Raw genomic sequence first — 5,247 nt, 5'->3', positions numbered from 1 at the left:
TATCAATTATCAATTATCAATTATCAATTATCAATTATCAATTATCAATTATCCAAAGCTTTGCTCGTCTAATCCTAAAAACTCCTAAAAGTCAAATAATTTGTCAATACTATTCCTTTGAAACTCCGAGATGAAAAGGTTTTCTTTTTTCTCTTAAGTTTTTGCGTGCCTACATACTAAATTATGTCTATCTAAGAACTGCTTAAAAAATTCAAATTTTCTCAGTTTGCTAAATAAAATTATTCATCTAGAGAAAGACACAAAAAAATTAAATTCAGGTACAAATCACATTCTTTCCAAAACAGAAATTCCCAATAAAGACAAACCTAATTTTAAAGTTCTTGCCGTTACATCACATAACAATAAGCGAGAAGTACGCAAAGGTTCTTCCGACTTTAAAACCGGACAATTTTCAAAGAACTTATTAAACTTTTCACTCAACTCATATAAATATTCACAAAGACGATTAGGCAACAATTCAACAGACACAATATTCAATACTTCATTCAACTGTAATAGATGTTTTCCTAAAACCAACTCTTGCTCATCCTGCAAAATAATTTTGCCATCCTTTCTCAACATTTCAAAATTAATTTCTCCCTTCCGAGCAATTCCTTGAACCCGCACATAAGCGTATAACAAATAAGGAGCAGTATTACCCTGCAAAGCCAACATTTTATCGAAACTAAAAACATAATTACTATTTCGATTTTGACTCAAATCTGCATATTTAACTGCACTTAAACCAACAACCTGAGCAGCATTTTCAATAAACTCTTCACTCTCAGAACGATTTTCCTCTTTTAACCTTTTTTCCAAATCATTTCGCGCCCTATTTATAGCCTCATCTAATAAATCTCTTAACCTCACAGTTTCTCCAGAACGAGTCTTTAATTTTTTCCCATCTTCTCCCAAAACTAAACCAAAAGGAACATGAACAACCTCTACATTTTCTGGTATCCAACCAGCCTTTTTTGCCACCTGCCAAACTTGAGAAAAATGATTAGCTTGACCAGAATCAGTAACATAAATTAATCGGTTTGCTTCCTCTTTTTCAATCCGATGAACTAAGGCAGCTAAATCAGTTGTCGCATAATTATAACCACCATCCGACTTCTGTACAATTAAAGGTAAAGGCTCACCTTCCTTATTAGTAAATCCCTCCAAAAATACACATTGAGCGCCATCATTTTCCTCTAATAAACCTAACTTATTTAACCCCTCCACAATCCCAGACAACATAGAATTATAAAAAGACTCTCCCCGCTCATTTAACTTAATATCAAGTAAGTCATAAATAACTTGAAATTCCCGTCGAGATTGATTACATAAAAGTTGCCAAGCATAATTACTATCCTCAGCACCTGCTTGTAAACTTACTACTTCTTTTCTAGACTTTTCCTTAAAATATTCATTCTCATCAAACCGTTTTTTTGACTGCTTATAAAAAGCAACTAAATCTCCTATATCTAAAACATCAGCAGTTGTTAAAGCATCCGGAAAAGCTTCCCGTAAATAAGTAATTAACATTCCAAACTGAGTGCCCCAGTCTCCCACATGATTTAGTCTTAGTACATCATGTCCCTGAAATTCTAATACCCTTGCCAAAGAATCTCCGATAATTGTTGACCTTAAATGTCCAACGTGCATTTCTTTAGCAATATTAGGACTAGAAAAATCTATCACAACTCGCTGGGGATTTTTAGCCGGGGAAATATTCAGCCTTTTATCTTTAATTATTGCCTCTAGGCAGGTTTCGATATATTCTGGTTTAAGACTAAGATTGATAAAGCCAGGTCCAGCAATTTCTGGTGGGAGACAAAAGTCGGTAATGTCAAGATTGTCGATAATTTGAGTAGCGATCGCCCTTGGTTTATCCTTTAATTTCTTGGCTAAAGACATCGCTACATTACATTGATAATCTCCAAATTTGGGATTACTTGCAGGAACGACTATTGGATCTGTGCCTGCTAAATTTTGACCAAAGGCAGCAACTAAAGCTTTGTCAAATTTACTTTTGAGTTTTTCAAGAGTAGGTTCCATTGTTATGTTTAATATTTTCAACTTTTACAGATAATAGCCTTTTGTCATGAGAAAAAACATTAATATCTGATACACTCCCATTTGAATCTTGAGCAATTAAACTTATAATTTTTGATAATTCTTGGTGGTTAGTGTGGCCATTTCAGTTATCAGTTATCAGTTATCAGTTATCAGTTATCAGTATCTCTAACTGCACTATTTAGCTTGAAATACCGAAGTTGATTTTTTTCATCCCCTATCTAAGGGGAGACTATTGATCTAATTTTTTGGTCATTGTAAGATAGATATATTTTTTTGTAGCTTACGTCAAAAAAATATAGGACATGAAACAAAAATCACGGTTGTAAATTGCTGAGATTTTTCTCCTGTTTACTGCTCCTTGATTCTGTAGGAACTAAAACTTAATTACCACAATCTTTGTTTCTATCTATGATGTTTCTTAGGATAGTTAAGTAAAGTTGTCTTTCTTATTTCCTGTTCCTAGTAATCCCTGTTTCCTAAAATCTAGATTTTTCTACCTGACTCACACCTGAGAATTACTATAGTCACTTTCAAGCTATCTGAATTACAAAAAGCTGGAAATTGTAGCTTACATCAAAAAAATATAGAACATGAAACAAAAGTTACGGTTGTAAATTGCTGAGATTTTTCTCCTGTTTACTGCTCCTTGATTCTGTAGGAACTAAAACTTAATTACCACAATCTCTGTTTATATCTATGATGTTTCTTAGGATAGTTAGGTAAAGTTGTCTTTCTTATTTCCTGTTCCTAGTAATCACTGTTTCCTAAAATCTAGAATTTTGTATCTCACTAAAACCTGAGAATTACTATAGTCAGTTTCAAGCTATCTGAATTACAACAAAAATTGAAATAGAAAAATTGAAAATAGTCTTATGTGTGATTTAGGACACTTAGATTAGTAATTATTATCTTATAGTTTTGTGATTTAGATAATGAAGATCGGATAATCATAGATATATAATTTTAAGAAATGTTAAGATAAATTAACATATCTGAGAAAAAAATACTACTTGAGGAAATTTATTATGTTATCTAGACGGACTTTCGACGATCATTCCCTTAGCGAATCTTTCTATCAAGCACTAATTAATCGCTTTTATGAAGCTTTGAGTTTTTCCACTCAATCCTTATTAAATGAATGTAGTTTTGGCTTTGCCCCAGATTCACTTGGAGTCAAAACTTTTTTCATTATTACTCCTTCTATATCAGATGCAGATAAATTAGGTCAAGATATTGAAAGTCTCAAAAATCGAGTAATTTCACTAATGCCAGGAGTAGGAAAACTTGCTATTTGTGTAAATCCACTGAAAGAGGAAAAGGAGTTAGAAACATCTAGAGATTGTGTTGATGAAAACCAAGAATTTCTACCACGGTATATGATGTGTAAAATTTTTCCTATAGATTTATCGAATCAAAATCTAGATTAATTTTTCCACCTAGTATTAGATACTTTTGATATCTAAAACTTTTCAAATAATTTTTTTAGTTCAACCTCCGAAATAACTTTACCAGAAGGATTTTTAATTTCAACTTTGTCGTCGAAATAATTCCTACCTTTATTGTAGTCAATTGGTAACAAAATATATCTTCCTTGATAGAGAGTTTTATCGGAGGTAATTGTAAATTCTAAATCCTGATTATAAGTATTCTTTGTATACTGTATACTGTAAATGTAATCTGGTGATAAATGCTTGTTCGTGGTTCATCCCCAATTCATTCAACTCTTGAAAATCTAACTGTATTGTATTACAAGAGTCACAAAAACCTGTATCCCAAGCATATTCTATAACTACAATTTCTTTGTTTGTAGCTTGAATAGTTGAAGTGAACAATTATCGATAAAATTCGCCAAATTTTGCCTCTACAGTTTGTGGTACATCAAAGTTACTAGGAATCATTACATTTTCATAATTACTAACTTCAGCACGACCAGTTTCACTCAAAAAATAAACAATGATATTCTGAGTATCCTCTGAGTTAATTTTTCCCAATTGAAAAGGTAACATAATCTGAGGATAATTCTTGACAGTAAACTGAAGAGGTCTTAAATTTTGAAAACCAAGTTTTTCTTGTGCTTCTAAGTTAACTCTGACCACAAAAAAGAAAAGTTTCTTATCAATATAAGGCTGCATATATTTAGCAGCACCTCTAGGAATTTTATACTGATTTTCTCTTAACCAACTTTCTAAAGAATTAGACTCTGTTGCACTTAAAATAACAATATCATATTCTCCCACAGTAAAGCTTTCTATAACTCTGACATTTTCACGAGGAAATCCACTTCTAGCTCCCCCATCTCTAAGACCTGAATTATTATTGAAAGAATCATATTCAACTAACCTAGGAGCAGTAAAATCATCTAAGCGTTGAAAAAGTTTTGGTGAAATAACCCTTACATCTTGGTTTTTTAGTACAACTGGTACTGGTAAAATTAGAGCAAACTCTTCAGGTTCCCCCTTATAATCAAAAGCTAAACTGTAAGTTGTTTGATTCTCTTGATGAGCGATCGCTACTTGTGAGCGGTTATTAAACATTTCAGCATCAACTTTTGCCACAAAAAAGCCACAAAAACTTCTAACTTTTTTGACATCTATAGACATAGAAACTAATATTAAGCTTCCTATCACAGATAATTTGATAAATTTTTTCAGTCTGAGTTTTAAGAACATATTCAGTTATTTCAGTTATCAGTTATCAGTTATCAGTTTATCCTACTTTACTAGGAAGCTTGAGATACTGAATTTCTTTCTTTATCTCTCCTTGAAAATAGATAATTTAATAATTTTTTTTAGCCTGAGCATGAAAAACATATTAGTCATTTCAGTGAGCTGTACCTTCTACTTCAGTTCCCGAAAAATCAGCAAATTTTCCAACTATTTTTCACCTAGACAAAGCGATAAAATAATCTTCAGCTTCCCACTCTAGATAATTTGAGAAAAATTTTTACTCTGAGTTGAAAGAACATATAACTCCAGAAATATTAATCTGACTGCCAAAAACTTTTCAACCAACCATTTAGGATTTCCATCTCCAACTTTTACTCTCCCCAAAATCAGCAAATTTTCACCTAAAGAAATAGATAAAATAATTTGCAGCTTTCAAGTCTAGATAATTTGAGAAAAATCTGACTGTCGGAGTTGAGAGAACATATAAATCTAGAAATATTAATCTGACTGCCAAGAA

Annotated in this window: 2 protein-coding genes and 1 pseudogene; 1 reads left to right on the top strand and 2 read right to left on the bottom strand. The window is 31.9% G+C overall.

Annotated elements, in window-relative coordinates:
- Nucleotides 1–285: 285 nt before the first annotated feature.
- Nucleotides 286–2,043, bottom strand: coding sequence for an arginine--tRNA ligase (gene argS, locus ACP6PK_RS04005; RefSeq protein WP_426557955.1), 1,758 nt, complete (start codon nt 2,041–2,043; stop codon nt 286–288).
- 1,046 nt (nt 2,044–3,089) lie between these two features.
- On the opposite strand from argS, the gene ACP6PK_RS04000 reads away from it, so the two are divergent.
- Nucleotides 3,090–3,491: a hypothetical protein gene (locus ACP6PK_RS04000; RefSeq protein WP_094673496.1), complete on the top strand. Its 402-nt coding sequence runs from the start codon at nt 3,090–3,092 to the stop codon at nt 3,489–3,491.
- Between the two features lie 210 nt (nt 3,492–3,701).
- Here ACP6PK_RS04000 and ACP6PK_RS03995 read toward each other — a convergent pair.
- Nucleotides 3,702–4,598: pseudogene (locus ACP6PK_RS03995) on the bottom strand (DUF2330 domain-containing protein).
- Between the last annotated feature and the right edge of the window lie 649 nt (nt 4,599–5,247).

The organism is Dapis hubbardiae BLCC-M172, assembly GCF_050016015.1.
In the GTDB taxonomy this organism is placed as follows: Bacteria; Cyanobacteriota; Cyanobacteriia; order Cyanobacteriales; family Microcoleaceae; genus Trichodesmium.
This window is presented reverse-complemented; position numbering and strand designations above follow the sequence as displayed.